Here is a 24,861-nt window from a genome sequence, read left to right as displayed (position 1 = left end):
AATTCGCTAAATTCTCGTTTAATTATTTGCTGTAAACATTTTTGGAAATTGTATTAGCAGCAGTAACATGAATCCCAAATTCTTCTCCTAATTGCGCCCCCAAAGTTCCGTGAACGAATAATATGCCTACTATTGCAATCCCTGCTAACAAGTAAGCCCACTGCACTTGTCTGGAAGCATCCTTACGCCAGAGGTAGCGTTGCAAACCTCTCCATACAGTCATGGCTACAATGATCGCCAACAGGAAAACGCCACCCAAACCATGTAAAAGCATTGTCAAACCAGGACTTAACCCCCAAGCACTCTTTTGATCGACTGGTGGATTTGCCAAAAGTAGCTCAAAAAAACCAGCAGCAACTGTGAAAAATGTGATTGTTGCTGCTGCGATGAGATTGTACCAGCCGACATCAAAAAAGCTAGAACGGATGGTGGCCAATCCCAAAAATTTGAAAATTGGTTTTTCTAAAGAAAACAACACTCCTGCTATATCAAAAATGATGGCAATGATGAACAAACCCAGTGTTAGATGCACGAACTGCGGATGTACAGGAATTTCGTAGGGTAATCCGTTAGCACCCAATCGCAATCTCAACTGATCGATCAGTTGTGAGTTCATGGTGAAACTCCCTGTTTTAAGGCTTGAACTACAGGCTCGACGTGCAAACCATATACCCAAAACAGTTTGCTCCCTAAATATACTTGTAAGGATACTAAGCACACTAACAATGTTACAGCACCAAGGTAAACAGGTGGTACTCTTCGGGGGTTGCGGTTGCGAATCACAAAACGCCAAGCTGCGATCGCGGCAACAATCGCAGCAAGTGACCAACCCAAGACTGTATGATAATTCAGTGTTGACTGGGCTGCTGGCTGGGCTTGTGCTAATCCTGCTTCAAATTGGCCAAAGATAATCGCCATGAAAATTGCGATCGCAGCAACAAACATATTCCAGAAACTCACCTCAAACAAACGCACGTTGCGGGTGAAATACCCCACGACATCGCAGAAGAAAGAAAAAAACACCATCGCAATTACAAAGTGAACAACGATCGGGTGTAAAGGATCAGGGTATGGTAGATTCTGGCTATTGAGAGGTAAGGCAGACATCGTTTTTTCCTTGGAATATCAGGCGCTATAATTACTTGGATTTTTGGTAAAAATAAAAGTCAGTATTCACTGTTTCGAGATTTTTAATTTTGCAGATGCTGACAAAAATATAAAATTCCTAACAATTAATATCTAAAAAATAGAGCAAAAAGCTACTGTCTTAGGGATGATTTACCTACAAATCAATTATTGATTTATTATGAGACACATTTTTCTAATTTATCAAGAAAAGTAGATGGCAAGAAAAATTTATTAAGTCTTATTATACAAAATCAATTTAATAAAATAAGATATTTGTCAACGGTACATTTAGCTGACATACAAGTAGTAAAAGAGTGTCAAACTCTTATTAACAAAGTAACAGAGTTATGCTGACACAGCAGAAATTGCACAAACTTGTAAACCTACAGGTGTATGAATAATCACAGATTCCACGCCAAATACTTGGGCGATTGCATAAGGTGTCAAAACTTCTTCAGGTTTACCAACTTCCCAAAGATGACCTTGTTTTAATAAAGCAATGCGAGAACTGTATCGTGCCGCTAAGTTTAGTTCGTGTAGAACTGTCACAATAGTTAATTCCTGTTTTTGATTCAGATTTTTCAGTAGTTCTAATAGTTGTAATTGATAGTTGATATCTAAGAAAGTTGTAGGTTCATCTAATAGTAAAACCTTTGGTTCTTGCGCCAGTGCTAAAGCTAAAAAAGCGCGTTGCCTTTCACCACCGGAGAGTTCTTCAACTAAGCGATCGCTCAATTTTTCTAGTTGCGTCTTTTTAATTGCAGCTTCCACTTTAACCCAATCTTGGGCGTTTAATTCCCATTGCCACCAAGATTGATGTGGCGTGCGTCCTAAACTTACTAATTGTCGCACTGTTAAGCCCACGGGAACTGTTTGTTGTTGAGGCAATAAAGCTAGTTTCTGTGCAACTAAATTTGGTGGTTGCGAATGAATTGCTTTACCATCAAGTAGCACTGTTCCCTGTTGTGGGGAGAGAATACGACTCAGCAATTTAAGTAAAGTAGATTTACCTGAGCCATTAGCACCAACTAAACTCAACCATTCTCCTGTTTGCAGAGTCAGGTTAATGTCTTGAACAATTGGGACTGTGGTGTAACCGCCTGTAAGGTTTTGCAGTTGGAGTGGCATTTGCTGAAATTCAACAAGATGAAACTTAATTTTATATTGATGGGTAAAAAAGTTCGTAGTAAGGACTTCATTCCTTATTTTCTAAGTACTAAAGTGCTTACTACAAACTTTTCATTATTAGCTTGACAGACTACTACTTTGATGGTATTTTACTGAATTTTTTTCCCGGAAGTGGAATTCTACTTATTGCCGCACAATAAGCCAAACCGAATTAACCCACGTTGATAACCGCGACGCATTAATCCTAGCGATAATGCCCCTTGGATGGTAGTCCAACCAGCATTTAGCAAGCCCCAAAGTGCTTGGGGAGTGAATGCAGAATCAATCACCACATTCCAAAAGGGTGCGACAGCAGTTGACCAATCAGCAGTGCGGATATTATGTAATGGTAGTTGATGTGCGATCGCTTCATACTCTGGCAAAGAAATCACATAAGGTAAACAATACACCCGATAAATATCCTGCAAGTGCTTTTCCTCATCTGCCGTTAGTGGAGACTCATCAGTTGGTCGATGGCACCAAGTCACCATAATTAACTTACCACCAGGCTTTAATACTCGATAGCATTCCTGGAGAAACTTGGTTTTATCTGGCATGTGTTCGCCACTTTCCAGCGACCAAACTAAGTCAAAAGAATCGTCAGCAAAGGGCATTGCTTGAGCATTTGCGACTTGGAATTGTGTTTTCAGACTCAAATTAGCTTCCAAGGCGCGTTCTGTTGCTCTTGCTGTTTGTACAGGACTCAATGTAATCCCTGTAGCCTTAGCATTAAACTTCTGTGAAAGGTATAAAGAACTACCGCCGATGCCGCAACCCACATCTAGGATATTTTCTGCTGCTTCTACCCCTGCCCAATTGAGCAATTCTTCGATTAAATCAATTTGAGCCTGACGACGGTCTTTCTTCTGAGTCCCATCGGCACCATAATAGCCGTGGTGCATGTGTTCGCCCCATATCTGTTCCCATAGACCAGATGAAGCATCGTAAAATTGCTGAATTTGCTCGTAAAGTGTTGCACTCATGAAAAAAGCAGTGTTAAGACAAAGCCGAATTTAAAAAAACATACAGATAGGCTACCATGTATATTTTTAATTAAATCAGGGTATTTTTGCTTCTAGAGAAAGTTAGAAGATTTTCGTGAAATTTTATTATTAATTGAAAGTTAGGAGTTATTAACTATCAAGGAAAATAAAAGCACCAGTATTGAGAATTTATGCTGAATTCTCAATACTGGCGGATGACTTCTTCGTTTATTTGTAACTCGGAGTTTTTTATTGTCTAGGACTTGTTGAGGTAGACTGTGGTTCAACTGAGATAGGGACATTAACAGGGTTTGCTGGAGTTTCTGATTGATTTAGCGTTTGTGGCTCAGGTGTTGGTATTCCTACATTAGTTGTGTTGTCTGGAATCTGAGAAGGAGTAGCTGTTTGACTGACTTGAGGCTGTTGTTGCTGAATTTTCTGGGCAATTTGTTGCATTAGTTGTTCTATTTTCTCAGCTTGCTCAATGTTGCCTTGCTCACGATACTCCTTACGGGCACGTTTCAATACTCCACCAGCTTTCTGGATCTCGCCCTGATTATATAAAGTAACTCCCAAGTTATAGTAAGCTGAGGCGTTTTTAGGATTTAGGAGAATAGCTTGCTGATAAACAGAAATAGCCTCAGAAGCTTGACCTTGAGTTGCTAGCAAATTTGCCATATTGTTGTAGGCTGTGGCATTTTTAGGATCTAGCTGTAAGGCTTGACGATAAGTAGCCATCGCTTGCTCTGTTTGACCTTGTTGTTGCAAGGCGATCGCTAAGTTAAAATAAGCGTTGGCATTGCTACTATCTACATTGATTGCTTGCTGGTATGCTGCGATCGCTTCCTGTATATGTCCTTGTTCATACAGCGCCAAACCCAGATTATACTGCGCTGCTACCCTTGTGGGATCTATCACAATACTCTGCCGATAAGCTGTAATCGCTGCGTCTTTTTCTCCTTGTCGGTACAACACTAACCCTAAGTTATAATAAGCTTCGCTAAAATTAGGATTAACTTTAATCGCCTCTACATAAGCTTGTAAAGCTATATCCAGGCGATTTTTCTCCATGAATATATTGCCCAGATAATTTAGCGCAGCCCCAAGGCTAGGATCTCGCTGTAATGCTTGACGAAAAGCAGATTCTGCACCCTGTAAGTCTTTGCGGTTATAGCGTGTCACTCCCTGCTGGAAAAAGCTAGCTGCTTCGAGATCCTGAGAAACTGCGGTTTCTGCTAGCAGCTTACTTCCTAAAGAATTAGTAATTGCCGGTGCAGCTAAGATCAAAAATGCAGAACAGCTATAGAGTGTCACCCGGCGAAATAAATTTAACCACTGAGAAAATAGGAATTTTTCAGACATGAATCACAGACCTATACTTATTTTTCACTCCTCATAAGTCAGAGTACCCACCACGAAAGCAAAAATTCCAAATTTCCAACTTTTGTACAGACGCGATTCATCGCGTCTCTCCTAACTCCTAACTTCCACAGCTTCCGGTAAAATTAGCATGGCATCGCCGAATGAATAAAAACGATATTCAGAAGCGATCGCTTCGTTGTATATATTCAATAACCGTTGTCTGCCAATTAGCGCACTTACCAACATCAGCAAACTAGAACGTGGTAGATGAAAATTGGTAATTAAACCATCCACCACCCGCCATTGGTAGCCGGGATAAATAAACAAGTCTGTTTTACCGCAAAATGGTTGTAAATTCCCAGATTGAGCCGCCCCTTCCAAAGCCCGTACTACCGTTGTTCCTACAGCAATAATTCGACCGCCAGCTGCTTTAGTGGCGCGGATTTGCTCTACTGTGGCCGCAGGGACTTCAATCCATTCTTCATGCATCTGATGGGTAGTTACGTCTTCCACTTCCACAGGGCGAAATGTACCTACACCAACATGTAGGGTTACAAAAGCTTGATTGATTTTGCGATCGCGCAACTTTTGTAATAATTCTGGGGTAAAGTGTAATCCTGCCGTTGGAGCTGCGATCGCTCCTGGTTGTTTGGCATAAACTGTCTGATATTGCTCATCATCTGCTGACGAGGTAGTAATGTACGGTGGTAGCGGTACTTCACCAAATATCTCTAACAGTTGCACCAAAGGCTTTCCGTCTGGCACATCAAATTGCAACAAACGCCCCCCGGTTGCTGCGTCTGTTGCTAAAACCGTAGCTGTGAGGAAGTGAGGGGATGAGGGGGATGAGGAGGACAAACCAATTAATTTATCTCCCTCATCTCCCTCATCTCCCCCATCTCCCCTAGCTTCAAAAATAATCTTCGTTCCCTGTTTAAAACTTTTTCCTGGCTTCACTAAAGCTAACCAACAGTTATACTGTTGTTCTTCCAATAGCAAAACCTGGATTTTAGCACCAGTAGATTTATGACCATAAAGCCGCGCTGGAATAACTCTTGTATTGTTCATAACTAACAAATCACCAGAGCGTAACAGTGCAGGCAAATCATGGAAAATGTGGTGAGATGGTTCTGTCTCAGTCCCTGTAGTAAGAGAATTAACCACCAGTAACCGGGAACTATCTCTAGGAACTACTGGGTTTTGGGCAATGAGTTCTGGAGGTAGTTTGTAATCATAGCCTGCTACCGAGCAATCTAATTCCAAATCTTTTTCTTGTGAGCTAGAAGTATCTTTCAAATTGGCTTGTACTAGTTTCTGCTTTATTTTAGTATTTATACTCTCTTAAACAAGCTGGTTTGAATTTTCTCTTCTAAAGGAACTTTAAGGCATCTTTGCCCAATTTTCTCGCTAGGCGATAAGATTGTTACTATTAAGTAACACGGAAAAATTAACATAAAAATTGGGTAAACCTCCCCATCTAAAAACGGGGGCTTTTACCCTACCGGGAACAGGCACTGATTGACGAAAATAGATATGTAGGATTGGCTTTGATCCCAAGCACCAACAAACATGGAATATTTGTATTATCTGGCAAATGCCAGTCTAACCCTGAGGGTCGTTCAACACCTGCACGCTAGACCCCAGACACCAGTTTCGTTCGTCACCGTAATTCATCAAATTGATGGCTGGGTGGTTAGGATCAAACTCAAAGGTCAAGTCTCGCCCCAAGAAGATGGCGACTTTCGCGCTTTTCTAAATGAATTAGGAATTAGCTACGAACCGCCAATGAGGGTGCAAATGGCACTTTGGAGTTTGGAAGCGGGACAATGCCCTGTAGAAGTGATGCGTCGCTATCAGGTAGCGATCGTTTCTCATGGTAGTCCAGAGAGAGACGAAATCGAAGCTTTCCGGCAACAATTTGTCAGGGGCTTAGGCTACTGTCCAGAAACTTTGGCGTGATGGCATTTGGTTACAACACCATTACAAAATTATTGGTAATTAAGATATCTTAATCCATTACCAATTAACCATTCTCAATTGAAGAGTCGAAAGCTGCCAGAATGTATTCTTGCAGCTTAAACTTATATCCGGCTGCCGATGAAGTAGCTAGAGCTTCCTGAGTTGCTATAACCGCAGTCTGATTTTTTGATATCCTTTGACAGCAGACAATAGCAACATCAAATCGGCAAGAATAATCTGCCTTCTCAGGGTACTGGGCTAAGAATATTCCAGCTGTTCGTGAGATTTTTGCTTGCTTTTGTGGGGTAATTGCGCTTCTTCCCCCTGCATCCCAACTACCAAAACTGCGGGTTTTCACTTCAACAAATGCCAGTAATGAGTGTTGAGTCCTGAGTTCTGTTCCTACTCCCCCTGCTTCCCCGACTCTTCCATCATATTGGGCGATGATATCGATTTCTCCCCAACGGCTAGAAAAGCGACGATGCAGAATTATCCAACCTGTCGATTGCAACCATTGGGCAACTAGGTCTTCTCCTAATTCACCAATATTTGGATAATGAGATGGAGGAAGGTTAGCCATTTACTAAAAATATGATGAATTTTATGAATTCTAGGTTAAGCGATGCCTGCGGCGGGCTACGCCTATGCACAGCAGGTTCTACACTCGACTCATCCCGAAGACAATTCGGGTTTAAGTGTAAAACAGACTATCACTTTTGGGCAAGTATACTCAGCTTATTCCTGTGGGGAATAGTTGGCATCACAGCAACCGTGGGTTTTGCCCCAACAGCTTTGGCACTTGAATATAATAAGGAAATTTTGGTCGAGGCTGATTTTTCAGGGCGTGATTTAACTGACTCCAGCTTTACCAAGGCTAATCTTCGTCAGAGTAACTTCAGCCACGCAAATTTGAATGGTGTCAGTTTTTTTGCAGCAAATTTAGAATCTGCGAATTTGGAGAGTGCTGATTTAAGAAATGCGACTTTAGACTCAGCTCGTTTAGTGAGAGCAAATTTGACAAATGCGCTGTTAGAGGGTGCTTTTGCCGCTAACGCCAGATTTGATGGTGCAATCATTGACGGGGCAGATTTTACCGATACACTGCTGCGTTCGGATGAGCAAAAAAAATTGTGCAAACTTGCCAAAGGGACTAATCCAATCACCGGACGAGATACACGTGATACGTTGTTTTGTCCTTAGTATTTTCTACCTGGGAATTGGGAATTGGGGATGGGTTATTCTCATTGTCATCCTCATCTCCCCATTCCCAATTAACAAAGTACTGAGTAACTACCAACCAATCGCCCCAATCTTTTGACAAACAATTTTCATTCCTTTACCTGGTGAAGAATTTGCGACAAAAGGTATTTCTCCTTTTTCCTTATCTTCTTCAAGTAGCTGCCCCTCTGAACCGTAAATGGCAATGCGATTCCGAAAAAGCCGCGATTCTGTACATGATGCATCAAAGGTAGTCTCGAAGAGGCCATCTCCGTACATTCCGTAAAGTTTGTATGTTGTGCCCTTAATAGTTTTTGTGTCTATAGCTATGCTATTGCCTAATTTATCATGCCCCACAGTAATATATCTTTGTGCATCTTGAGCGATCGCTGAAAGTGTTGGCGCAGCGATCGCACTACCATTACTTAATAAAATAGCGATCGCTCCCACCATCCCGCCGATTTTAAAATACATACGCTTTCAAAATATAAGATTTCATATATTTCTATCCGCAATCAAAGTTGTTCTGGCAGGGTAGAAGCACTGAAATCAAGATATGTCAAGGTGTTATACTACTTCGTAATACCTGATGAGAAGCGTAAGACACTATATAAATAGCTGCAATACTTTTCAAAGTATGAGTGAAACACTTGCTGATATTGCCATACCACCCCAGTTTCCCGATCACACTCAATTACCAGAGTCTGATGGTACTTTTGTGAAAAATTTTCAAGAGCATCCCCAAACCATCATTCTCACAGACTCAATTGCTCAAATTTTGCAAAACTTACATCCAGATGGACAGTATTGCATTGGTCAAGATTGTGGTATTTACTGGCGAGAAACCGATCCACCAGAAAAAGGAGCAGCAGCACCAGACTGGTTTTATGTCCCTGGTGTACCACCAAGGCTAGATGGCAAAAACCGTCGCTCTTATGTTTTGTGGCGGGAATACATACCCCCATTGATTGCCATAGAACTAGCTAGTGGTAATGGCGATGAAGAACGAGATGTCACTCCTTTACCTCTAGCTGGTAGTCGGGAAGGTTCAAAACCCGGTAAATTTTGGGTATATGAGCGAGTAATCCGAATTCCCTACTATGCCATTTATGAAATTAGTCATGAGAAACTAGAGGTTTATCACCTGGTAGATTTCTCGTACCACAAAATGCAGCCTAATGAGCGAGGCCACTACCCGATTCCTCCTTTAGGAGTGGAACTAGGGTTGTGGCAGGGAAGCTACTTGAATAATCCTGAGCAATTTTGGTTGCGCTGGTGGGATTTAGAGGGAAATCTGTTGCTGATTGGTAAAGAAGAAGCCGAGTTGCAAAGGCAAAGAGCCGAGCAAGCAGAACAAAAAGCTGCACAATTAGCAGAACGGCTTAGGGCAATGGGTATCGACCCAGATGTAGAGTAATATTTACTAATTCCATGACCCAGAACTATGAAAAGCGATCGCCTCAATATCAAAAAACACTGATACTGGGACAAACTTACTTGGAGATTCACACCCCGATGTCGCCACTAGTCCTAATATTTTCTTATTTGTCAAGTTTCGTCTTTATAAATTTTACTTCGATGCCCTACTTTAACTACACTTATTAATAAAATATCATCATATATTTCATAAATTATCCGGTAATCTCCTACTCGAATACGATAAGAATTTTCATCACCTTTTATTTTTTTAACTCCGTCTGGACGCGGTTCTGTAGCTAAATCTAAAATTCTGACATCGATGCGTTCTTTAATGTTAATTGGTAGTTTGTTTAGTTGTTTTATAGCACCCTTAGTAAATTCGATTTGATACATTAAGCCGTTTCTCTGTTATATCCTTTATATTCACCCCAAGACACAGTACCATTGATATGTCTATCTTCTCTAGCTTCTTTAATAGCTAGTATATCTTCCTCATCTTCTATATCATCAATTCTTTTTAAATGCGCGAGTATTTCATCTAAAATACTGTCGTATGCTTGGTTTAACAGCACGTTGATAGCTTGAATTGTTTCTTTTCTTTCCTGTTCAGTTTTCATTTCTACTCATCCGCATTATTTTTACTTTTTCTGTCACCGCCTCTAGTTTCACCTAAAGACATCTCATCATTATCAATAATACCCACAGCAACTGCATAAACGGCATCAAAACCAATTCTTTCTCCCCAAAGTGCTGCATCGGTTTGCTTAGATCGTAATCGAAGACTAGTTTCGACTAAATCATCACCGATTTCGTAATCTCCTGTTTCAACATTAATCGAGATAATTTTGCCAATGTTCTCTTCTGTCTCAACTTTGGCACGGATACTTCTTTGATAGAGTTCCTTTCCACGTCGGGCGACTTCTTGGCTACTGAGGGTAGGGTGGGACATAAATAAATCCCCTGTTTAAGGTGCTAGATTCTTCACTTCATTGTAGAGCAGAAGCTCTATAGGTTAGAGAGCAAAGCTTGATCCTGTAGGAGTTAGGAGAGCGATCGCCTCAAAGCGACAAATGGTAAAAAAGCGAATAGAATTCGCGGCTATACAGACAAAACCCACCTCCGTGGGTTTCAAACACCCAACTTTTCCTTAGTCCGCAGAGGCGGCCTACCCTTCGGGAACGCTAGGGCAAACGTTTGTGTAGCCGCGATTTCTAATCGCTAGGTATATTTGCAAAGGTGAGATACTCCCTATCGTTTTTGCGTTGTCGCATTTCTCAAACTCCTTGCGTAGCCTCGCTTCACTGACCTTTCTGATCTAAAAAAAATTACAAACAAAATTATCGGCTCAACATTGAACTTGTGGGAGAATGTAAAACTAATACTGATGCAATTACCGTTTTGCGGCGTATTACTCAAGATTATTTTAAATTTTAGAAAAATAGTCCAATGAATCAGCATCTAAATAACGAAAATGAGCCGCCATACCTGAATGAGACATTAAGCAAAGCGCAACAGAAAGCCAAGTGGCAGATTCGCACTGGAGGCACCATGTTGGCGTTGTCTGTAGTTGGGGCAATAATCGCTGGAGTATATGCAAATAATATGCTTCAACAAGCAAAGGAGGCACAAAAAGATATAAAACTGGAACAACAAGGATTTATAGCTTTAAACCAGTTTCAGAACCAACAAATAAAAGCCTTACTAACAGCGATGGAAGCTGGAAACAGGTTGAAAAAACTAGTTAAAGATGGACAGCCATTAGAAAAATATCCGGCTGCAATTCCTATTCTTGCTTTACAGACAATTCTTGATAATATTCACGAGCGAAACCAAATACAAAAGTATCGTGATGAGGTCTATGACATCAGTTTTAGTTCAGATGGACAGCGCTTTGTTACTGTCTCTAAAGCAGGGTTTGCTGAAGTCCGCGATTTGTCGGGTAAGTTGATAGCAGAACTCAAAGGGCATTCGGATGTTAGAAGTGCTAGCTTTAGCCCAGATGAGCAGCGTATCCTCACTTGGTCATACAACAGTGTTCGTATCTGGGATTTATCAGGAAAGTTGCTATCAGAATTAAAAAATGACATCGGAGTCTCAAAAGCAAGTTTCACTCCAGATGGACAGCGTATCCTCACTTGGTCATACAACGGTATCCGTATCTGGGATTTATTAGGAAAGTTAATAACACAATTTGAAGTGAAAGATGGGTTGAAGAATAATGTAATCTTTAGTCCAGATGGACAAGTTCTCGCCATTACATCACAAGAAGGTATTTTTATTCGGGATTTGTCAGGAAAGCTGCTAGCAAAACTTGAAAATCCTCAAAAAGAATCTTTTACTCTACCAATTGCTAGTTTTAGCCCAGATGGACGACGCATCATAACCACTCAAGAGTTTGGGAAAAATGCTTCTATTTGGGACTTTTCAGGCAAGCTATTAAAGGAATTTAAGTTTGAAAATGGATACTGTGCTATTAGTCCGGGTGGACAGCATTTTGTCTGTTTGTCTTTTGAAGGTGATAAAGCTATAGGGCAAATTTGGGATTCGACAGGAAATCTTATTAAAAAATTTGAGCTATCCAGAATAGGAAATGTCAAGTTTAGTTTGGATGGAAAACATATAGTCATATCGTCATCAGAAAATACATTTGAGCCGTCATCAAAAAAAATAATTCAAGTATTGGATTTGTCTGGAAACAAATCTCTACCAAGCATGAAAGTGGATTTGCCAAGCTTGTTAGACAGTGTAATTGTTAAACCTGACAAACAAATTATAATCACTGTCAGCCAAGAATCAGATTATTTGTTTGGAGGAGGTACATGGAAAAATGTTCAAGTATGGGATTTGTCAGATAAGCAGCTAGCAAAAATAGGAAATGATCAAATCTCAGATGCAAGTTTTAGCCTAGATGGAAAGCATATTGTTACTTATGGCTACTCGAGTAAGACTCCCTTTGTTTGGGATTCTTCAGGCAATTATTTAGCAAAACTAGAAGGAATTCAAGCCGACACTAGGAGTGCAAATTTTAGCCCAGATGGAAAGTTGATAGTTACTACTTCAGAGGACAAAATAGCCAGAGTGTGGGATTTATCAGGGAAGCTGTTAACAAAACTGGAAGGACATCAAGATAGTGTCTCCAATGCAAGTTTTAGTCCAGATGGGCAGCGTATCATTACTACATCATCATACGTTGCCCAAATTTGGGATTTATCGGGTAAATTACTAACAACACTTGAACAAAACGCTTCTAAAGCTTCTATATATGAATCAAAAACTTTCTTAGAAAATGCAAGTTTTAGCCCAGATGGAAAGCACATCCTTGCAATACCATCTAAGTTCATTGGTGGACAAGATAAAAAGATTTTTATCTGGGACTTGTCGGGTAAACAACTAGCAAAATTAACTGGCACAAGTGCAGCTTTTAACCCAAACAGTCAGCAAATCGTTATTACAAATGGTTCTATTGCTTCAGTGCATGATTTATCTGGCAAGCTACTAGCAAAACTGGAAGGGCATCAAGCTTATGTCAACAGTGCAAGTTTTAGTCCTCATAGGGAATACATCGTTACAGCTTCCAGTGACCAAACAGCTCGTGTGTGGGATTTATCAGGAAAGCTCCTTGTCGAACTTAAAGGGCATAATGGAGAGGTTGAAAATGCAAGTTTTAGCTCGGATGGGCAGCGAATTATGACTACATCCAATAATACTCGAATTCCCAACAAGAATACTTATATTTGGGACTTGTCAGGCAGACAGTTAGCAAAATTTGAAAATTCAGGTAAGGCTAGTTTTAGTCCAGATGGAAAGCAAATTTTCATTGTTTCGTCTGGGGTAGAGGTGTGGCGAGTTGGCGGGTTGGATGAGTTGCTGGTACGGGGTTGCGACTGGCTAAACGATTACCTAGCTTCCCATTCAGAAGCGCGGGAGGAACTGAAGGAGTGTCAGCAAAGGTGAGTGGGGAGTAGGGTGATTCTTAAACGTGCAACCGCGCAAGCATGTTGAGATGTCGCTTTCGCCCCCTAATCGACAGCGCTTTTAGGCAAGTCAATGAATTCCGTTTCTTACTCAATTTTCTTAAAAGCGCTCAAGTGCATAAATGATTTCATCATTATTACTTGATAGGCATTGATTAAAATATATGTCAGGCGATCGCCTCAAAGCAGCAAATGGTAATATTTATGATTTCACAGCAGATATAACCGCTACTCCATATTTTCCAAAGATAGTATCGGAAGTAATTATAACCATCTTTTCTAACATCGCTTGTGCTATTAAAAGTCTATCAAAAGGGTCTTTATGATATTCAGGTAGCGATGCTGCTTTAACAGCGTGGTTTTCTGTCATTGATAAAAAACTAAACTGAGTATCAATAATCGCTTGTATTAAATTTTCCGGCGTTTTAAGCTGCCCTTTTTTTCTTTTTATTTCTATTTCCCAAACACTAACAGCGCTAACAAACACTTTATTTGAAGAATCTGAAATTTGCTGACGAGCTTCAGGTAAAAGACAAGGGTTATCTTCAAGTGACCATATTAAAGCACAGGTGTCAAGCAATAATTCCATTATCCTTCTATACCAAATTCACAAAGAATATCACTTGATGTTTTATAAAAATCTTCTGAGATTTCTATTTGACCTTTCCAAATACCTAAAGGTCTAGGAGATTTTTGAGTAGAAGTAATTTCTTTTATTTCACCACCAATGTTAAAACTGAATACAGGTGAACTAACTACAGTCGATTCCTTTACACATAATGTTTGAGGAATAGTTTTTTTATCCTTCAAACTTAATGGATGTAAAGTCAAAACATTCATGTCAGTAGTAGAATTATGAAATTCGATAGAACTATTGTAAATTCCTTCATTGATATATTCTTTAATATTATCTACATTTTGTGTACTAATAATAGAATCAATTTCTTCTTTCAACGATTGTAAGTCTGAAAGAGTTAAAGAAGATAGTATGGATGATATTAAACGTGCCTTATCGCTAATAGACATAATGTTATTAGGTGTAAAATAAACTACAGTCAACAGCTAAAGACGAAATTTTTATTTCACTACTATTTTAATCTATCTGGTTAGACTCTATATCTTCTAAAGCGTGTAGTAATGGTTGTTATTATCGCAACATTGAGCAAGAACTAGTTAAAAAATAGCGATGGGCTACGCCCCTGTGGAGGCGATCGCACTCCAGCAAGGTTAGAGAGCAATGCTTGGTTCTGTAAAACAGCGATCGCCTCAAAGCAGCAGAGAAGAAAAATACTTTGAAAACCCGAAAGTAACAAACTCCCGCACAAAACTTCTTACTTTAGTTTTTCTTAACAGACTACGGTTGTATGTCCAATAGAGCGATCTTCAGGTTTGGGTTTAATTGTAATTTCTACATCATTACCCAAAATATTCAGATAGCTAATTAATCTATCAGTTGAAAACCCACTTAATCTTCCTCTAATTAATGAAGAAACTTTAGGCTGATCAATTCCTAAAATTTCACCAGCTTGCACTTGTGTTAATTTTCGACTAGCAATGATTTCACTAATTTTACGGACAAGTTCGGCTTTTACTAGTCTTTCTTCGGGATTGGGTAATCCTAAATCAGCAAATACATTCCCGCTACTAACGTAAACATTATTTTCGTTGCTCATTTTTTAGCTGTTTCCGTTGAATAATCTTCCTGAGCGTCTTTTAATCTTTTTTTAATCAAATCTATGTCTTGTTGCGGTGTAGCAATACCATGTTTTGATTTCTTTTGAAATGAATGCAATAAGTAAACAACTCCTGCAAATTTAATAGTGTAAATTGCTCTGTATGTATCCCCATCAAAATTATCTACAATTTCTAAAACCCCAGCCCCTGAAAATCCATGTAGAGGTTTTGCATCAGGATGCTTTTCACCATGTTGTGCCAAATCTAGAGCATAACCCATTACATCTTGTACATCTTCAGGAAACTCCTTTAAATCATCAAGAGCGCTTGCAATCCATTTAAGGGGTTTTTCTTGTTGTTCACTCATGTAATATCAATTATGCTAAAATTGGCATATTGTGTCAACAAGTAATTTTGTTGTATCAAATTTAATCTATCGCCATCAAATACTGATTAAATCTTGCAAGTGACTTCAGAACTAAAAAAGAGCGATGGGCTACGCCCCGCCGGAGGCGATCGCACTTCACCAAATACAACACTCGTTTTACCTGCAAATCTATTTAACACTCCTAAACCACTCTGTAATCCCCTGAGCGATCGCAGCAGCCATTTTCTTCTGTTCTTCTGGGTTCACTATCTGCTCAAATTCATTGGGATTGCTCATAAAACCCAATTCCAGTAACACCGATGGCGCAGCTGTCGGACGTGTCAGCGCCAGGTTATCCCAAAACACACCATAAGAAGGCTTACCAAGTTTTTTAACTACATAGTTCTGTAAAAACATTGCCAAATTGTGGGCTTGGGGTTGATACCAAAAAGCGCCGAATCCCTTAATTTTTTCGGCATCGCCATTATCGGGTAAAGAATTGTGATGGATGGAAATAGCGATCGCAGGTTCTTCTTTACTAATAATTGCTTGACGTTCTACTAGAGAAAGTTCGCGATCGTCCTCCCGCGTCATCACTACCGTTGCTCCTCGCTTCACCAAATCGTCGCGCAGCAACTTAGATAGCACCAAATTCACATCTTTTTCTAAATATCCAGTTGGGCCACTGGCACCAGTTTCTTTACCGCCATGCCCTGGATCGAGTACAATCTTAAAATTAGCTAAAGGCTTGCGTCTTGTGTTACCGATCTTAGGCGGATGACGCAAAGCCAAAACCAGGGTTGTACCGTCATATCTCAGCTTGTATCCCCACTGTTGAGCTTTTTTGAGGTTAAAGGTGTATTTTACTTGTTCTGGAGCCTCCTGTTGCCAATCTAGGCGAGAAATTAGGGGGTCATTATCCAGGCGAATAATGTCAGTTTGGGCAGTGGTATTGTAAAGAGTGAGAGCGATCGCTTGCTCACTTTGTTGCACGCTCACAGGTACGGGAATTTGTAAGGGGAAAACTATCTCTGTGGCACCAGGGAGTTGACGGTATCCGACACTGCGAATTATTGTCTGTGGCGGAATTGCACCAGGTAGAATGCGGGTTTCTTTACTATTAATCCAAGCGCCATAGTCTAGGCGTAACCATTCACCTTCTCTACCTGTTATTGTGGCGCGTGTGCCTTTGGGCAGTGGTGTGAGTCGAGAATAATCGGTGCTTGGGCCAGTACGAGCAACGCCTGACTCTACTGTAACTTCAGAAATTGGCAATTCTGCTCTTGAGAGGATTTGAATTTTACCAGTCCCTGGTTGAGTTATCGTCTTGCCATTCAGCGTTAGTTGAAATTGAGGTTTTCCCAGATCGGCAGCTGTTGCCACTGTGGTGCAACCTTGATAATCGCCTACGCTAGACTGGGCATGAGGCTGATTTTGCCCTGTTAAAGCTGCCAAATTACTTGGTAGTTGTGCCTGTTGAGGTTGAGGTGAAAGAACAATGGTTTGATTAGCCAGGGTTACAGAGACATTGGCGTTAGGGGGTGCGATCGCGCTAAAACAAATTAGTTCTCCCGGTAATCTGGCAATGTCAACTGCGGGAGTTAGCGAATCTTTCGCAAAGGCTACCCCCTGTGGTAGTTCCGGGCTAGTGTTCAGCCGAATCACCTTAATCTTAAGTTCTTGATTTTGGCGACGCACAGTAAAAAGATTCTCCCCCAACTGCAAGGGGAAACTAGGGGAAAAATGACCGGCTTTGCTGCGAGTAATTGGCTTACTATTGATCAAAACCTGACCATCTGGTGGTGCAGTTCCCAAAAAAAAGATTTTTTCGGAACTAGTCTGGTAGTTTGTTTCGGGAAAAACGACTATAAGAGATGGCTCTGCCAATGCTATGGAGGATGCGAAAATACAGCCTAATATTACTAATCCTAAAAGTTTTTTCACGACAAAATCACAGAAGATTACACCACAACAACTGTGGCACAATGACGGGATGTATTTTTAGAAGTTGTGAGAAATTTAAACTACTATGACTAAGTTTATCTTCGTAACTGGAGGCGTTGTTTCCAGTATTGGTAAGGGCATTGTAGCAGCAAGTCTAGGGCGTTTGCTCAAGTCGCGCGAATATTCGGTGTCGATTCTCAAACTCGACCCTTATATCAATATCGATCCTGGCACAATGAGTCCCTTTCAGCATGGGGAAGTATTCGTTACCCAGGATGGTGCAGAGACAGATTTGGACTTGGGGCATTACGAACGCTTCACCGATACCTCAATGTCGCGCTTAAATTGTGTGACTACTGGCTCAATTTACCAGGCAGTCATTAATAAAGAGCGGCGTGGAGACTACAATGGCGGTACTGTACAGGTTATTCCTCATATTACCAATGAAATAAAAGAGCGAATTCTGCGAGTTGCTAAAAGTACAAACCCCTCTGTAGTAATTACAGAAATCGGCGGTACGGTGGGAGATATTGAATCACTACCGTTTTTGGAAGCCATTCGCCAGTTCCGCAAAGAGGTGGGAAAGCAGCATGTACTGTATATGCACGTAACGCTAGTACCTTGGATTGCTTCTGCGGGTGAGATGAAAACTAAGCCAACACAGCATTCAGTTAAGGAACTGAGATCCATTGGCATTCAACCAGATATTTTAGTTTGTCGAAGCGATCGCCCCTTACCCAAAGGATTAAAGCAGAAATTATCGGGATTTTGCGATGTCCCCGAAGAATGCGTCATTACTTCCCAAGATGCCAAAAGTATCTATGAAGTACCCCTGAATCTGGAACGGGAAGGAATGGCAGAACAAGTACTGAAGTTGCTGCAAATGGAACAACGCAAACCAAATTTGACGCAGTGGCAAACCTTGGTACAACGGTTACATACTCCCAAGCACGAGGTAGAAATTGCCATCGTCGGGAAATATGTGCAGTTAAGTGATGCCTATTTATCTGTAGTGGAAGCACTAAACCATGCTGCAATCTCCACTTATGGCAAACTACGCCTGCGTTGGGTGAACTCAGAAGATTTGGAAAGTGAATCAGCCGAAACTCATCTTCAGGGTGTCGATGGCATAGTTGTGCCAGGAGGTTTTGGGGTTCGGGGAGTGGATGGCAAAATTGCCGCTATTGAATATGCACGCGATCGCCAAATTCCCTTTTTGGGTTTATGCCTGGGGATGCAATGTTCTGTAATTGAGTGGGCTAGAAACGTAAGGGGATTAACAGATGCTAATAGTGCTGAATTTGACCCCCATACAACCAATCCCGTAATTAATTTATTGCCAGGACAGCAGGAAGTTGTTGATTTAGGGGGTACAATGCGGTTGGGGCTATATCCTTGTCGTGTTCTCCCTGATACTCTAGCTTTCAAGCTTTATCAAGAAGATGTAATTTATGAACGACATCGACATCGCTATGAGTTCAACAATGCTTACCGCGATTTGTTATTAAAGTCTGGCTATGTAATCAGTGGTACTTCTCCCGATGGACAGTTAGTTGAAATTGTGGAATTACCCAAACACCCATTCTTTCTTGCTTGCCAATTTCATCCAGAGTTTCAATCGCGCCCTAGTACCCCTCATCCTTTATTTAAAGGGTTTATTCAAGCAGCGATCGCTCTTTCTCTATCAATTCCAGGTACACCAAAACCATTGGAGGTGTCATAACAATTAAAAATTAAAATTAATTTTTAATTTGTACAGAGCAACATTAACTTAAGGCGTCAGTAGATTTTGACATATAGGGTGCATCATTCGTAAATTTTTGACTTGAGGAGATGTTGTGGCGTACTGGGTGAAAATCCTTTACGAGAGGAGAGAATATGTAGTGAATTTTGAACGTGTCCATGCTTTTTGTTATGAAGTAAATGGCAGAGTTACTTTTTGGCTACCCGATAGTGCCATTCCAATAGTAATTAACCCTCAAAATAACCTGGAAGACTATCAAAAAATTCTCGATTATTTAGAATGTGTGACGAGGTTAGAATTAGATCATGCCCATTGGGTAAAAATCTTTTACGACAAAAACGAATATGTAATTAATCTCAACTGCATCAGTTCCTTTTGTCATGAACCGAATGGCAGGATAACTTTCTGGTTGCCAGATGGTATTATTCCCATTATTATCAACCCTGCAAGTAATCCAGAATCTTATGAAAAAGTTGTGCAATACGTTCACAAGACAACAGGATATTCTTTGTCTTAGTATTACAAATTATGAATTGATTCTCCAAGGCGCTTCAATATACTAAGTACTTGGTGTAATTCTGAATCACGTTCAATTGATAGGGCATAAGATCGTCCATACCAAGCATGTTCTTGTCGAATTAACTTGACAAAAACAAATTCTCTCCCGTTGATTAGTAAGCCAAAAGTTGGTTGTGCAATATTTGGACAATCAAGCATATAAGCTAGTGCTTGAGGTAAAGCTGTCATCACATCAAATTTACTGCTTTTAGATTCGATGACAAGTACCCAAAAACGTTTTTGGATGACAAGAACATCAATGTTTCCTTTAACTATAAAACTCTCATCTTCAGCAGAAATTTCAATAGAAGTCTCGGTTTCAATTTCAAAAGGAAGTTGATAAAATCCAGCTAAATCGAGTAAAGGAGATAGCACCACCATTTTTACTGCCTCTTCTGACATCAGACGGTGCTTATTCAAGTTTACATAATTGCTTTTCACTCGTGCGATTGCTTGCTTTTCACCATCAGTTAGAGTTGGTAAATTTTCTGTCCATTCTGTAAAGAAGTTGCTATCTGTAGCAAGTTGCAAACCAAATTTTTCTTCTAATTCGTAAAGACTGATGTCTCTAGCTGGGATTGTTTGAACCATAATCTAAAACCCTGAATAGCATTGCCATGCCAACTTAGCTGCACCCACTATCCCGGCAAAATTTCCTAATTCGGCTGGCAAAATCTGTAAACCCGTTCGTGATAAAGGCTGAACTCGCTTCTCAATTTCTGCCTTCGCTGCTGGTAAGAAAAACTCAAAGCTGCCACTTATCCCACCACCAATGACGATCGCTTGCGGTGTGAGTACATAAATCAAACTCGTCAAACCAATCCCCAAATTCTTACCATACTCTTGCCAAAAAGTCAATGCTTCGGGATCTCCTTGTTGGGCAAGAATACCCAATTCGATGGGTTCCTTGAGAGTGCGGCGGCGAATGGCAGTAGCAGAGGCATGTTGTTCTAAAGAGCCTTGATTGCCACTATTACAAATTGGCCCATCAGGATTTAATGAAATTAAACCCAATTCCCCGGCGGCTCCTTGATGTCCAATAAATAGTTTGCCATCAAGGATAATTGCGCCACCAACCCCAGTTCCTAAAGTTAGCAGAATCAGATTTTGCAAATGGCGACCGGCTCCTAGCCAAGCTTCTCCCAAAAGAGCGCAGTTGGCATCGTTAGCGATCGCAGTAGGTTTGTCAGTTTTGGCTTCCAACCAGTCTGCTAAAGGCACATCGAGCCATCCAGGTAAGTTAATGGCGATTTTGGCGATGCGTCCTGCTGCATCGGAGGGGCCAGGAGTCCCAACGCCAATAGCAACAGCTTGATTATCTGGATCGATTTGTGCGATCGCATCTAGCAGCACCGCCAACACCGCCTCCGGCGTTGTCGGTTGGGGAGCCGCCACAGTCAAAGATTGCAGACAAGTACCATCGTCTGTAAACCGCCCCAGCTTAATTGCTGTTCCCCCTACATCAATGCCAATTACTTGAATTTTGTCATTTGTCATTTGTCATTTGTCATTGGTGAACAGCTATTACCTATTCCCTATTCCCTATTCCCTATTCTCCAGTTCATTTTTTTCATCCCCGATCTGTTCGCGCAGCCTCTTCTTCCAGGGGAAGACGCGAAGCTTTCAATTCCCATTTCTGTGAATTAGCAAAATTCGTGGTGCGGAAACTCGATTGTTCCTGCCAACCTGTAACCGGCGCACCTCTTAAAATGCCAGCGAGGGCAACAGAAAGGATAAATCCACCAGTGGCGGCGGCAATTAATGTCAGATTATCTTTCACACAAATCTCTCCAGTTATCAATTACTAGTTATCAATGATTAGTCCGTTGACTAATAAGTGTCCACTATTTATTAACTAACGCGATGTGCAACTTATTATTGGAACCCCGCTTCCATTCCTCTCCCCGTTGGCGTTAGCCTGTCGTCAGACAAGGGTCGAGAGGCTTTGATCTTGCTCCCCTTCCCTTGTAGGAAAGGGGTTGGGGGTTAGGTTCGAGAGAAAGTTGCACACGGCGTTAACTATTTTCGGATTCCATTTTCTCTCCGTAATCGGGGATTGACAAATTCGTTTAACCCTTCACCAAGTAGTGATAACCCTACCACCATGAATGTCATGGTTAAACCAGGGAAAAGTGTAGTCCACCAAATGCCAGTAGGTAGAGCTTCTAAGGCTTGTTTTAAATCATGTCCCCATTCTGGCACTTCTTCGGGAAGTCCTAGCCCCAAAAAGCCCAACCCGCCTAACACCAAAATTGCATCAGCAGCGTTGAGTGTAAAGAGGACGGGTACGCTTTGAATGACGTTGAAAAATAGATAACGAGAAAGCACAACCCAAGTGGAAGCGCCCATTGCTTGAGCCGCTTCGATAAACACTTCAGTTTTGACGCTAACGGTGTGGTTGCGAACAACGCGGTAATATTGGGGGATGTAAGCAATGCTAATAGCGATCGCTGCATTTAATATTCCCCGCCCCACCACAAAAGCTAGTGTCACAGACAGCAGTAGCCCCGGTAAAGTGTAGATGCTATCCATCATAAACAGCAACACTTTATCCAATTTACCGCCGAGATAGCCACTCAGCATCCCCAAAGGCACACCGATAATCATACTCAGCGACGTTGCCAAAATCACCACCTGCAAGGCAGCTTGAGCGCCGAACAATGTCCGAGAGAACACATCATAACCCAACCGACTAGTACCAAACCAATGTTTAGCCGAGGGTGGCTCGTGAATTGGATTAGAGAGAAAATCTTTCGGATTTTGCAGCCATCCCCAAGCCTGGAATAAAGGAGCGAAGAATGCCAGGAAAATGAAAAATAGGGTAATGGCTAACCCAATGAGCATGAGTCTTTGGGAAAGATTGGAACTTTTGCCAAATTGTAAAAATGTCGGTAGTCGCCGTTTTGTAATGGCCATAAAGCGATCGCCTGGAGCAAAGCTTGATACGCTGACCATTTTACATATCAGATAGGCGATTGCGTAAACATCCTTAATAAAAGTCCGACTGCTTCGAGGTGAATACAGAGCTAGACTGAGAAAGAGGCGAGATTATGCTTTATTTTTGGTTGAGGTAAATTACCAGCGAAGTGTTCCCACAAAGGTAAATGATTCCAAGTAAAGAAAGATTTTAATATACTTTGATATGCCTGCAAGAGATATTTATCATGATGCTGTTAAGAACGCCTTAATTAAAGAAAGCTGGATAATTACAGATGACCCCTTACATTTAAAGTGGGGTCAAAAAGATATGTATGTAGATTTAGGAGCCAAACAACTCTTAGCCGCAGAACAAGGAAGTAAAAAAATAGCTGTAGAAATTAAAAGTTTTGTCAGTCCCTCAGAAATGGCAGACCTCAAAAATGCCATTGGGGGATTTATTATGTATCGTGCTGTTATCCATCGCCTGGAACCAAAAAGAACATTATATTTGGCAGTGCGTAACAGCGTATTTACAGCTTTGTTTGAGGAACCAATTGGTACACTTTTAATAGAGACTGAAAATCTAAAGTTACTCGTTTTTAATCCAGAAACTGAGAGGATTATCCAATGGATACCTTAGATAATTATCGACGGATCGTTAAAGAGGTATTAGTACCCTATACACAGATTCCTTATTCGCACGCAGCGATTGAATGTCAAGTAGTATTTGACAGCGAAAATGACAGTTATTTGCTGATAACTTTAGGCTGGGATGGTGTTAAGCGAATTCACGGTTGCTTAGTTCATATTGACATTATTGATGATAAAATTTGGGTGCAACGGGATGACACAGAAGATGGTGTTACCTACGAATTAGTAGCAGCAGGAATTCCTAAAGAGAAAATTGTTTTGGGATTTCACCCGCCCAATGTTAGGCAACACACAGGATATGCTATTGCCTAACTTATTAAGGCTACCACTTAAGCAAAGTGTATTGGGTATTGGGCAAAGTCTTCCCCAACCCCAAATACCCACTATCTCAAAGATTGCTTTCAATTAACTGGCGATATTCGCTCTTTTGCTTCACACCTTTGACTTCCTTCACCAGTTCCTTATTTTTGAACAATTGAACTGTTGGCGTTCCTGTCACACCAGCATTTTCAGCAATATCTCGGTCTTTGTCGATGTCAATTTCTACGAAGTGAATAATGCTTTCAAATTCATCCACCACTTTATTTAAAATTGGCTTCAGGGTATGACAAGGGCCGCAACCAGGAGAGACGTATTTAACCAGGAGTAAGCGATCGCTTTCATGGAACAATTTCCGTAAAGCATAACCTCCCACATGGCGCGTTTCATCCAAGTTAAATCCAGCTTCTTCTTCGGCTTCAGTCTTTTTGGCTGGCTGATGTTCTAATTCATTGTCTGCTGCTTCTGGCTGTTGATGGAATTCTTGAATCAACCCACTAGATGATAACCAACGTTCTGCCAACATCGCCGCCATACAGCCAGTACCCGCAGCCGTAATTGCTTGCCGAAACTCATGATCTTGCACGTCACCAGCAGCAAAAACACCCTCTACACTGGTTTCCACAGTACCGTGCTTGGTGACAACGTAACCCACCTCATCTAGTTCTAATTGTCCCTTGAATAAAGAGGTATTGGGACTGTGACCAACAGCGTAGAATAAACCCTTAGCGTGTAGTTGGCTTTCTTCTCCAGTTTTAGTATTGCGGATTTTCACCCCTTCCATGCGATCGCTACCAAAGATATCCACCGCTTCTGTATTCCAATGCACCTGGATTTTTGGATTACTCAAAACCCTGTCTTGCATGGCTTTAGAAGCCCGCATCTTATCGGTGCGTACCAACATATTTACCTTAGAACCGTATTTGGTGAGGTAAATCGACTCTTCCGCCGCCGAGTCGCCAGCACCAATTACAGCCAATTCTGCGCCGTGAAAAATCGGTGTTGCACCATCACAAATTGCACAAGCAGAGATACCCCGACTCCAAAATTCATGTTCGCTAGGTAAACCCAAACGCTTTGCTGTCGCACCCGTAGCAATGACGATGCTATTGGTTTTAATTTCCCTTTCTTGCGATCGCACTGTAAATGGACGCTGACTCAAATCAACTGATATAACATCTTCTGTATATAGTTCAGCCCCCCAGCGCTCTGCCTGTGCCTTCATCTGATCCATCAGTTCCGGCCCCGTAATCCCTTGGGGAAACCCTGGAAAGTTCTCGACTTCCGTCGTTGTCATTAATTGTCCACCAGGTAAACCCCCGGCTTGGAAACCTTCAAATACAACAGGTTTCAGGTTAGCGCGTCCGGCATAAATGGCGGCTGTGTACCCTGCTGGGCCAGAACCAATAATTACTAAGTTTTCTACTGTGGGGTTAGTCATGCTTATATCAAACTCATAACGACTACGCTTAATAT

Annotated in this window: 30 protein-coding genes; 8 read left to right on the top strand and 22 right to left on the bottom strand. The window is 41.2% G+C overall.

Annotated elements, in window-relative coordinates; genetic code table 11:
* Positions 1 to 22 precede the first annotated feature (22 nt).
* From V7K98_RS10185 to queA, 6 genes are all read right to left on the bottom strand, one after another.
* Positions 23 to 616: a DUF2231 domain-containing protein gene (locus V7K98_RS10185; RefSeq protein WP_335021317.1), complete on the bottom strand. Its 594-nt coding sequence runs from the start codon at positions 614 to 616 to the stop codon at positions 23 to 25.
* Positions 613 to 1,107 carry a DUF2231 domain-containing protein gene (locus V7K98_RS10180; RefSeq protein WP_335021315.1) on the bottom strand — a complete coding sequence of 165 codons (495 nt, stop codon included), beginning with the start codon at positions 1,105 to 1,107 and terminating at the stop codon, positions 613 to 615. Before V7K98_RS10180 ends, V7K98_RS10185 begins: the two co-directional genes overlap by 4 nt.
* 366 nt (positions 1,108 to 1,473) lie before the next feature.
* Complete coding sequence (locus V7K98_RS10175; RefSeq protein ID WP_335021313.1) at positions 1,474 to 2,256, bottom strand: ABC transporter ATP-binding protein; 783 nt, start codon at positions 2,254 to 2,256, stop codon at positions 1,474 to 1,476.
* 179 nt (positions 2,257 to 2,435) lie between these two features.
* A complete protein-coding gene (locus V7K98_RS10170) occupies positions 2,436 to 3,278 on the bottom strand; it encodes a methyltransferase domain-containing protein (protein WP_335021310.1) in 843 nt (280 codons plus the stop codon).
* Between the two features lie 249 nt (positions 3,279 to 3,527).
* Entirely contained in the window at positions 3,528 to 4,640 is a 1,113-nt protein-coding gene (locus tag V7K98_RS10165) for a tetratricopeptide repeat protein (RefSeq protein ID WP_335021309.1), read from the bottom strand.
* A gap of 111 nt (positions 4,641 to 4,751) precedes the next feature.
* Positions 4,752 to 5,963 (bottom strand): tRNA preQ1(34) S-adenosylmethionine ribosyltransferase-isomerase QueA, encoded by a 1,212-nt coding sequence (gene queA, locus V7K98_RS10160; protein WP_335021400.1) that lies wholly within the window; start codon positions 5,961 to 5,963, stop codon positions 4,752 to 4,754.
* A gap of 246 nt (positions 5,964 to 6,209) precedes the next feature.
* Here queA and V7K98_RS10155 point away from each other — a divergent pair, with 246 nt between their 5' ends.
* A complete protein-coding gene (locus V7K98_RS10155; RefSeq protein WP_094333021.1) occupies positions 6,210 to 6,599 on the top strand; it encodes a hypothetical protein in 390 nt (129 codons plus the stop codon).
* Between the two features lie 64 nt (positions 6,600 to 6,663).
* Here V7K98_RS10155 and V7K98_RS10150 read toward each other — a convergent pair whose 3' ends face one another.
* Positions 6,664 to 7,179 (bottom strand): YraN family protein, encoded by a 516-nt coding sequence (locus V7K98_RS10150; RefSeq protein ID WP_335021307.1) that lies wholly within the window; start codon positions 7,177 to 7,179, stop codon positions 6,664 to 6,666.
* Positions 7,180 to 7,202: 23 nt separating this feature from the next.
* Here V7K98_RS10150 and V7K98_RS10145 point away from each other — a divergent pair, with 23 nt between their 5' ends.
* Positions 7,203 to 7,799 carry a pentapeptide repeat-containing protein gene (locus tag V7K98_RS10145; RefSeq protein ID WP_335021305.1) on the top strand — a complete coding sequence of 199 codons (597 nt, stop codon included), beginning with the start codon at positions 7,203 to 7,205 and terminating at the stop codon, positions 7,797 to 7,799.
* 90 nt (positions 7,800 to 7,889) lie between these two features.
* Here the strand turns inward: V7K98_RS10145 and V7K98_RS10140 are convergent, their stop codons facing one another.
* Positions 7,890 to 8,291 (bottom strand): hypothetical protein, encoded by a 402-nt coding sequence (locus tag V7K98_RS10140; RefSeq protein ID WP_335021303.1) that lies wholly within the window; start codon positions 8,289 to 8,291, stop codon positions 7,890 to 7,892.
* Between the two features lie 163 nt (positions 8,292 to 8,454).
* On the opposite strand from V7K98_RS10140, the gene V7K98_RS10135 reads away from it, so the two are divergent.
* Positions 8,455 to 9,234, top strand: coding sequence for a Uma2 family endonuclease (locus V7K98_RS10135; protein WP_335021301.1), 780 nt, complete (start codon positions 8,455 to 8,457; stop codon positions 9,232 to 9,234).
* A gap of 131 nt (positions 9,235 to 9,365) precedes the next feature.
* On the opposite strand, the gene V7K98_RS10130 is transcribed toward V7K98_RS10135, so the two are convergent.
* From V7K98_RS10130 to V7K98_RS10120, 3 genes are read right to left on the bottom strand one after another with little or no spacing between them, the layout of a single operon-like run.
* Positions 9,366 to 9,629 carry a type II toxin-antitoxin system RelE family toxin gene (locus V7K98_RS10130; RefSeq protein WP_335021299.1) on the bottom strand — a complete coding sequence of 88 codons (264 nt, stop codon included), beginning with the start codon at positions 9,627 to 9,629 and terminating at the stop codon, positions 9,366 to 9,368.
* Entirely contained in the window at positions 9,629 to 9,853 is a 225-nt protein-coding gene (locus V7K98_RS10125; RefSeq protein ID WP_335021297.1) for a hypothetical protein, read from the bottom strand. The genes V7K98_RS10130 and V7K98_RS10125 overlap by 1 nt, the downstream gene beginning before the upstream one ends.
* 2 nt (positions 9,854 to 9,855) lie before the next feature.
* Entirely contained in the window at positions 9,856 to 10,185 is a 330-nt protein-coding gene (locus V7K98_RS10120; RefSeq protein WP_335021295.1) for a hypothetical protein, read from the bottom strand.
* 497 nt (positions 10,186 to 10,682) lie between these two features.
* Here V7K98_RS10120 and V7K98_RS10115 point away from each other — a divergent pair, with 497 nt between their 5' ends.
* Positions 10,683 to 13,190 carry a WD40 repeat domain-containing protein gene (locus tag V7K98_RS10115; protein ID WP_335021293.1) on the top strand — a complete coding sequence of 836 codons (2,508 nt, stop codon included), beginning with the start codon at positions 10,683 to 10,685 and terminating at the stop codon, positions 13,188 to 13,190.
* A gap of 222 nt (positions 13,191 to 13,412) precedes the next feature.
* Here the strand turns inward: V7K98_RS10115 and V7K98_RS10110 are convergent, their stop codons facing one another.
* From V7K98_RS10110 to V7K98_RS10085, 6 genes are all read right to left on the bottom strand, one after another.
* On the bottom strand, positions 13,413 to 13,799 hold the full coding sequence (locus tag V7K98_RS10110) for a type II toxin-antitoxin system VapC family toxin (RefSeq protein ID WP_335021291.1): 387 nt from the start codon (positions 13,797 to 13,799) through the stop codon (positions 13,413 to 13,415).
* Positions 13,799 to 14,236 (bottom strand): hypothetical protein, encoded by a 438-nt coding sequence (locus V7K98_RS10105; protein WP_335021289.1) that lies wholly within the window; start codon positions 14,234 to 14,236, stop codon positions 13,799 to 13,801. The genes V7K98_RS10110 and V7K98_RS10105 overlap by 1 nt, the downstream gene beginning before the upstream one ends.
* A 143-nt stretch (positions 14,237 to 14,379) precedes the next feature.
* Positions 14,380 to 14,535 (bottom strand): hypothetical protein, encoded by a 156-nt coding sequence (locus tag V7K98_RS10100; RefSeq protein WP_335021287.1) that lies wholly within the window; start codon positions 14,533 to 14,535, stop codon positions 14,380 to 14,382.
* A 21-nt stretch (positions 14,536 to 14,556) separates the two neighbouring features.
* Positions 14,557 to 14,883, bottom strand: a complete 327-nt coding sequence (locus V7K98_RS10095) for a helix-turn-helix domain-containing protein (protein ID WP_335021285.1) — start codon at positions 14,881 to 14,883, stop codon at positions 14,557 to 14,559.
* Positions 14,880 to 15,251, bottom strand: a complete 372-nt coding sequence (locus V7K98_RS10090; protein WP_335021283.1) for a type II toxin-antitoxin system RelE/ParE family toxin — start codon at positions 15,249 to 15,251, stop codon at positions 14,880 to 14,882. The genes V7K98_RS10095 and V7K98_RS10090 overlap by 4 nt, the downstream gene beginning before the upstream one ends.
* Positions 15,252 to 15,440: 189 nt before the next feature.
* Positions 15,441 to 17,195, bottom strand: coding sequence for an N-acetylmuramoyl-L-alanine amidase (locus tag V7K98_RS10085; RefSeq protein ID WP_335021281.1), 1,755 nt, complete (start codon positions 17,193 to 17,195; stop codon positions 15,441 to 15,443).
* Positions 17,196 to 17,280: 85 nt separating this feature from the next.
* On the opposite strand from V7K98_RS10085, the gene V7K98_RS10080 reads away from it, so the two are divergent.
* Both V7K98_RS10080 and V7K98_RS10075 read left to right on the top strand, forming a co-directional pair.
* Positions 17,281 to 18,918 (top strand): CTP synthase, encoded by a 1,638-nt coding sequence (locus V7K98_RS10080; protein WP_335021279.1) that lies wholly within the window; start codon positions 17,281 to 17,283, stop codon positions 18,916 to 18,918.
* Positions 18,919 to 19,033: 115 nt separating this feature from the next.
* Positions 19,034 to 19,456, top strand: coding sequence for a hypothetical protein (locus tag V7K98_RS10075; protein WP_335021277.1), 423 nt, complete (start codon positions 19,034 to 19,036; stop codon positions 19,454 to 19,456).
* A 2-nt stretch (positions 19,457 to 19,458) separates the two neighbouring features.
* Here V7K98_RS10075 and V7K98_RS10070 read toward each other — a convergent pair whose 3' ends face one another.
* The 4 genes from V7K98_RS10070 to V7K98_RS10055 form a co-directional block, all read right to left on the bottom strand.
* Complete coding sequence (locus tag V7K98_RS10070; RefSeq protein WP_335021275.1) at positions 19,459 to 20,088, bottom strand: type I restriction endonuclease subunit R; 630 nt, start codon at positions 20,086 to 20,088, stop codon at positions 19,459 to 19,461.
* A 3-nt stretch (positions 20,089 to 20,091) separates the two neighbouring features.
* Complete coding sequence (locus tag V7K98_RS10065; RefSeq protein WP_335021273.1) at positions 20,092 to 20,994, bottom strand: ROK family protein; 903 nt, start codon at positions 20,992 to 20,994, stop codon at positions 20,092 to 20,094.
* Between the two features lie 73 nt (positions 20,995 to 21,067).
* The gene (locus tag V7K98_RS10060) at positions 21,068 to 21,277 is read right to left on the bottom strand and encodes a hypothetical protein (RefSeq protein ID WP_335021271.1); all 210 of its coding nucleotides are present in this window, start codon (positions 21,275 to 21,277) and stop codon (positions 21,068 to 21,070) included.
* A gap of 239 nt (positions 21,278 to 21,516) precedes the next feature.
* Positions 21,517 to 22,413, bottom strand: coding sequence for an ABC transporter permease (locus V7K98_RS10055; protein WP_335021398.1), 897 nt, complete (start codon positions 22,411 to 22,413; stop codon positions 21,517 to 21,519).
* 226 nt (positions 22,414 to 22,639) lie between these two features.
* On the opposite strand from V7K98_RS10055, the gene V7K98_RS10050 reads away from it, so the two are divergent.
* Together V7K98_RS10050 and V7K98_RS10045 are read left to right on the top strand one after the other, a co-directional pair.
* The gene (locus tag V7K98_RS10050; RefSeq protein ID WP_335021269.1) at positions 22,640 to 23,056 is read left to right on the top strand and encodes a XisH family protein; all 417 of its coding nucleotides are present in this window, start codon (positions 22,640 to 22,642) and stop codon (positions 23,054 to 23,056) included.
* Positions 23,044 to 23,379 (top strand): XisI protein, encoded by a 336-nt coding sequence (locus V7K98_RS10045; protein ID WP_335021267.1) that lies wholly within the window; start codon positions 23,044 to 23,046, stop codon positions 23,377 to 23,379. The genes V7K98_RS10050 and V7K98_RS10045 overlap by 13 nt, the downstream gene beginning before the upstream one ends.
* 76 nt (positions 23,380 to 23,455) lie before the next feature.
* On the opposite strand, the gene trxB is transcribed toward V7K98_RS10045, so the two are convergent.
* Positions 23,456 to 24,826, bottom strand: a complete 1,371-nt coding sequence (gene trxB, locus V7K98_RS10040) for a thioredoxin-disulfide reductase (protein WP_335021265.1) — start codon at positions 24,824 to 24,826, stop codon at positions 23,456 to 23,458.
* Between the last annotated feature and the right edge of the window lie 35 nt (positions 24,827 to 24,861).

This window comes from Nostoc sp. (assembly GCF_036917435.1).
Lineage (GTDB): Bacteria > Cyanobacteriota > Cyanobacteriia > Cyanobacteriales > Nostocaceae > Nostoc.
Note: the sequence above shows the minus strand (reverse complement) of the source record. Positions and strands in the feature narration are given on the sequence as shown.

Coding starts and splice junctions, on each gene's coding strand:
- V7K98_RS10185 (WP_335021317.1), bottom strand. CDS start 616: ATGAACTCACAACTGATCGATCAGTTGAGATTGCGATTGGGTGCTAAC.
- V7K98_RS10180 (WP_335021315.1), bottom strand. CDS start 1,107: ATGTCTGCCTTACCTCTCAATAGCCAGAATCTACCATACCCTGATCCT.
- V7K98_RS10175 (WP_335021313.1), bottom strand. CDS start 2,256: ATGCCACTCCAACTGCAAAACCTTACAGGCGGTTACACCACAGTCCCA.
- V7K98_RS10170 (WP_335021310.1), bottom strand. CDS start 3,278: ATGAGTGCAACACTTTACGAGCAAATTCAGCAATTTTACGATGCTTCA.
- V7K98_RS10165 (WP_335021309.1), bottom strand. CDS start 4,640: ATGTCTGAAAAATTCCTATTTTCTCAGTGGTTAAATTTATTTCGCCGG.
- V7K98_RS10155 (WP_094333021.1), top strand. CDS start 6,210: ATGGAATATTTGTATTATCTGGCAAATGCCAGTCTAACCCTGAGGGTC.
- V7K98_RS10150 (WP_335021307.1), bottom strand. CDS start 7,179: ATGGCTAACCTTCCTCCATCTCATTATCCAAATATTGGTGAATTAGGA.
- V7K98_RS10145 (WP_335021305.1), top strand. CDS start 7,203: ATGAATTCTAGGTTAAGCGATGCCTGCGGCGGGCTACGCCTATGCACA.
- V7K98_RS10140 (WP_335021303.1), bottom strand. CDS start 8,291: ATGTATTTTAAAATCGGCGGGATGGTGGGAGCGATCGCTATTTTATTA.
- V7K98_RS10135 (WP_335021301.1), top strand. CDS start 8,455: ATGAGTGAAACACTTGCTGATATTGCCATACCACCCCAGTTTCCCGAT.
- V7K98_RS10130 (WP_335021299.1), bottom strand. CDS start 9,629: ATGTATCAAATCGAATTTACTAAGGGTGCTATAAAACAACTAAACAAA.
- V7K98_RS10125 (WP_335021297.1), bottom strand. CDS start 9,853: ATGAAAACTGAACAGGAAAGAAAAGAAACAATTCAAGCTATCAACGTG.
- V7K98_RS10120 (WP_335021295.1), bottom strand. CDS start 10,185: ATGTCCCACCCTACCCTCAGTAGCCAAGAAGTCGCCCGACGTGGAAAG.
- V7K98_RS10115 (WP_335021293.1), top strand. CDS start 10,683: ATGAATCAGCATCTAAATAACGAAAATGAGCCGCCATACCTGAATGAG.
- V7K98_RS10110 (WP_335021291.1), bottom strand. CDS start 13,799: ATGGAATTATTGCTTGACACCTGTGCTTTAATATGGTCACTTGAAGAT.
- V7K98_RS10105 (WP_335021289.1), bottom strand. CDS start 14,236: ATGTCTATTAGCGATAAGGCACGTTTAATATCATCCATACTATCTTCT.
- V7K98_RS10095 (WP_335021285.1), bottom strand. CDS start 14,883: ATGAGCAACGAAAATAATGTTTACGTTAGTAGCGGGAATGTATTTGCT.
- V7K98_RS10090 (WP_335021283.1), bottom strand. CDS start 15,251: ATGAGTGAACAACAAGAAAAACCCCTTAAATGGATTGCAAGCGCTCTT.
- V7K98_RS10080 (WP_335021279.1), top strand. CDS start 17,281: ATGACTAAGTTTATCTTCGTAACTGGAGGCGTTGTTTCCAGTATTGGT.
- V7K98_RS10070 (WP_335021275.1), bottom strand. CDS start 20,088: ATGGTTCAAACAATCCCAGCTAGAGACATCAGTCTTTACGAATTAGAA.
- V7K98_RS10065 (WP_335021273.1), bottom strand. CDS start 20,994: ATGACAAATGACAAAATTCAAGTAATTGGCATTGATGTAGGGGGAACA.
- V7K98_RS10055 (WP_335021398.1), bottom strand. CDS start 22,413: ATGGCCATTACAAAACGGCGACTACCGACATTTTTACAATTTGGCAAA.
- V7K98_RS10050 (WP_335021269.1), top strand. CDS start 22,640: ATGCCTGCAAGAGATATTTATCATGATGCTGTTAAGAACGCCTTAATT.
- V7K98_RS10045 (WP_335021267.1), top strand. CDS start 23,044: ATGGATACCTTAGATAATTATCGACGGATCGTTAAAGAGGTATTAGTA.
- trxB (WP_335021265.1), bottom strand. CDS start 24,826: ATGACTAACCCCACAGTAGAAAACTTAGTAATTATTGGTTCTGGCCCA.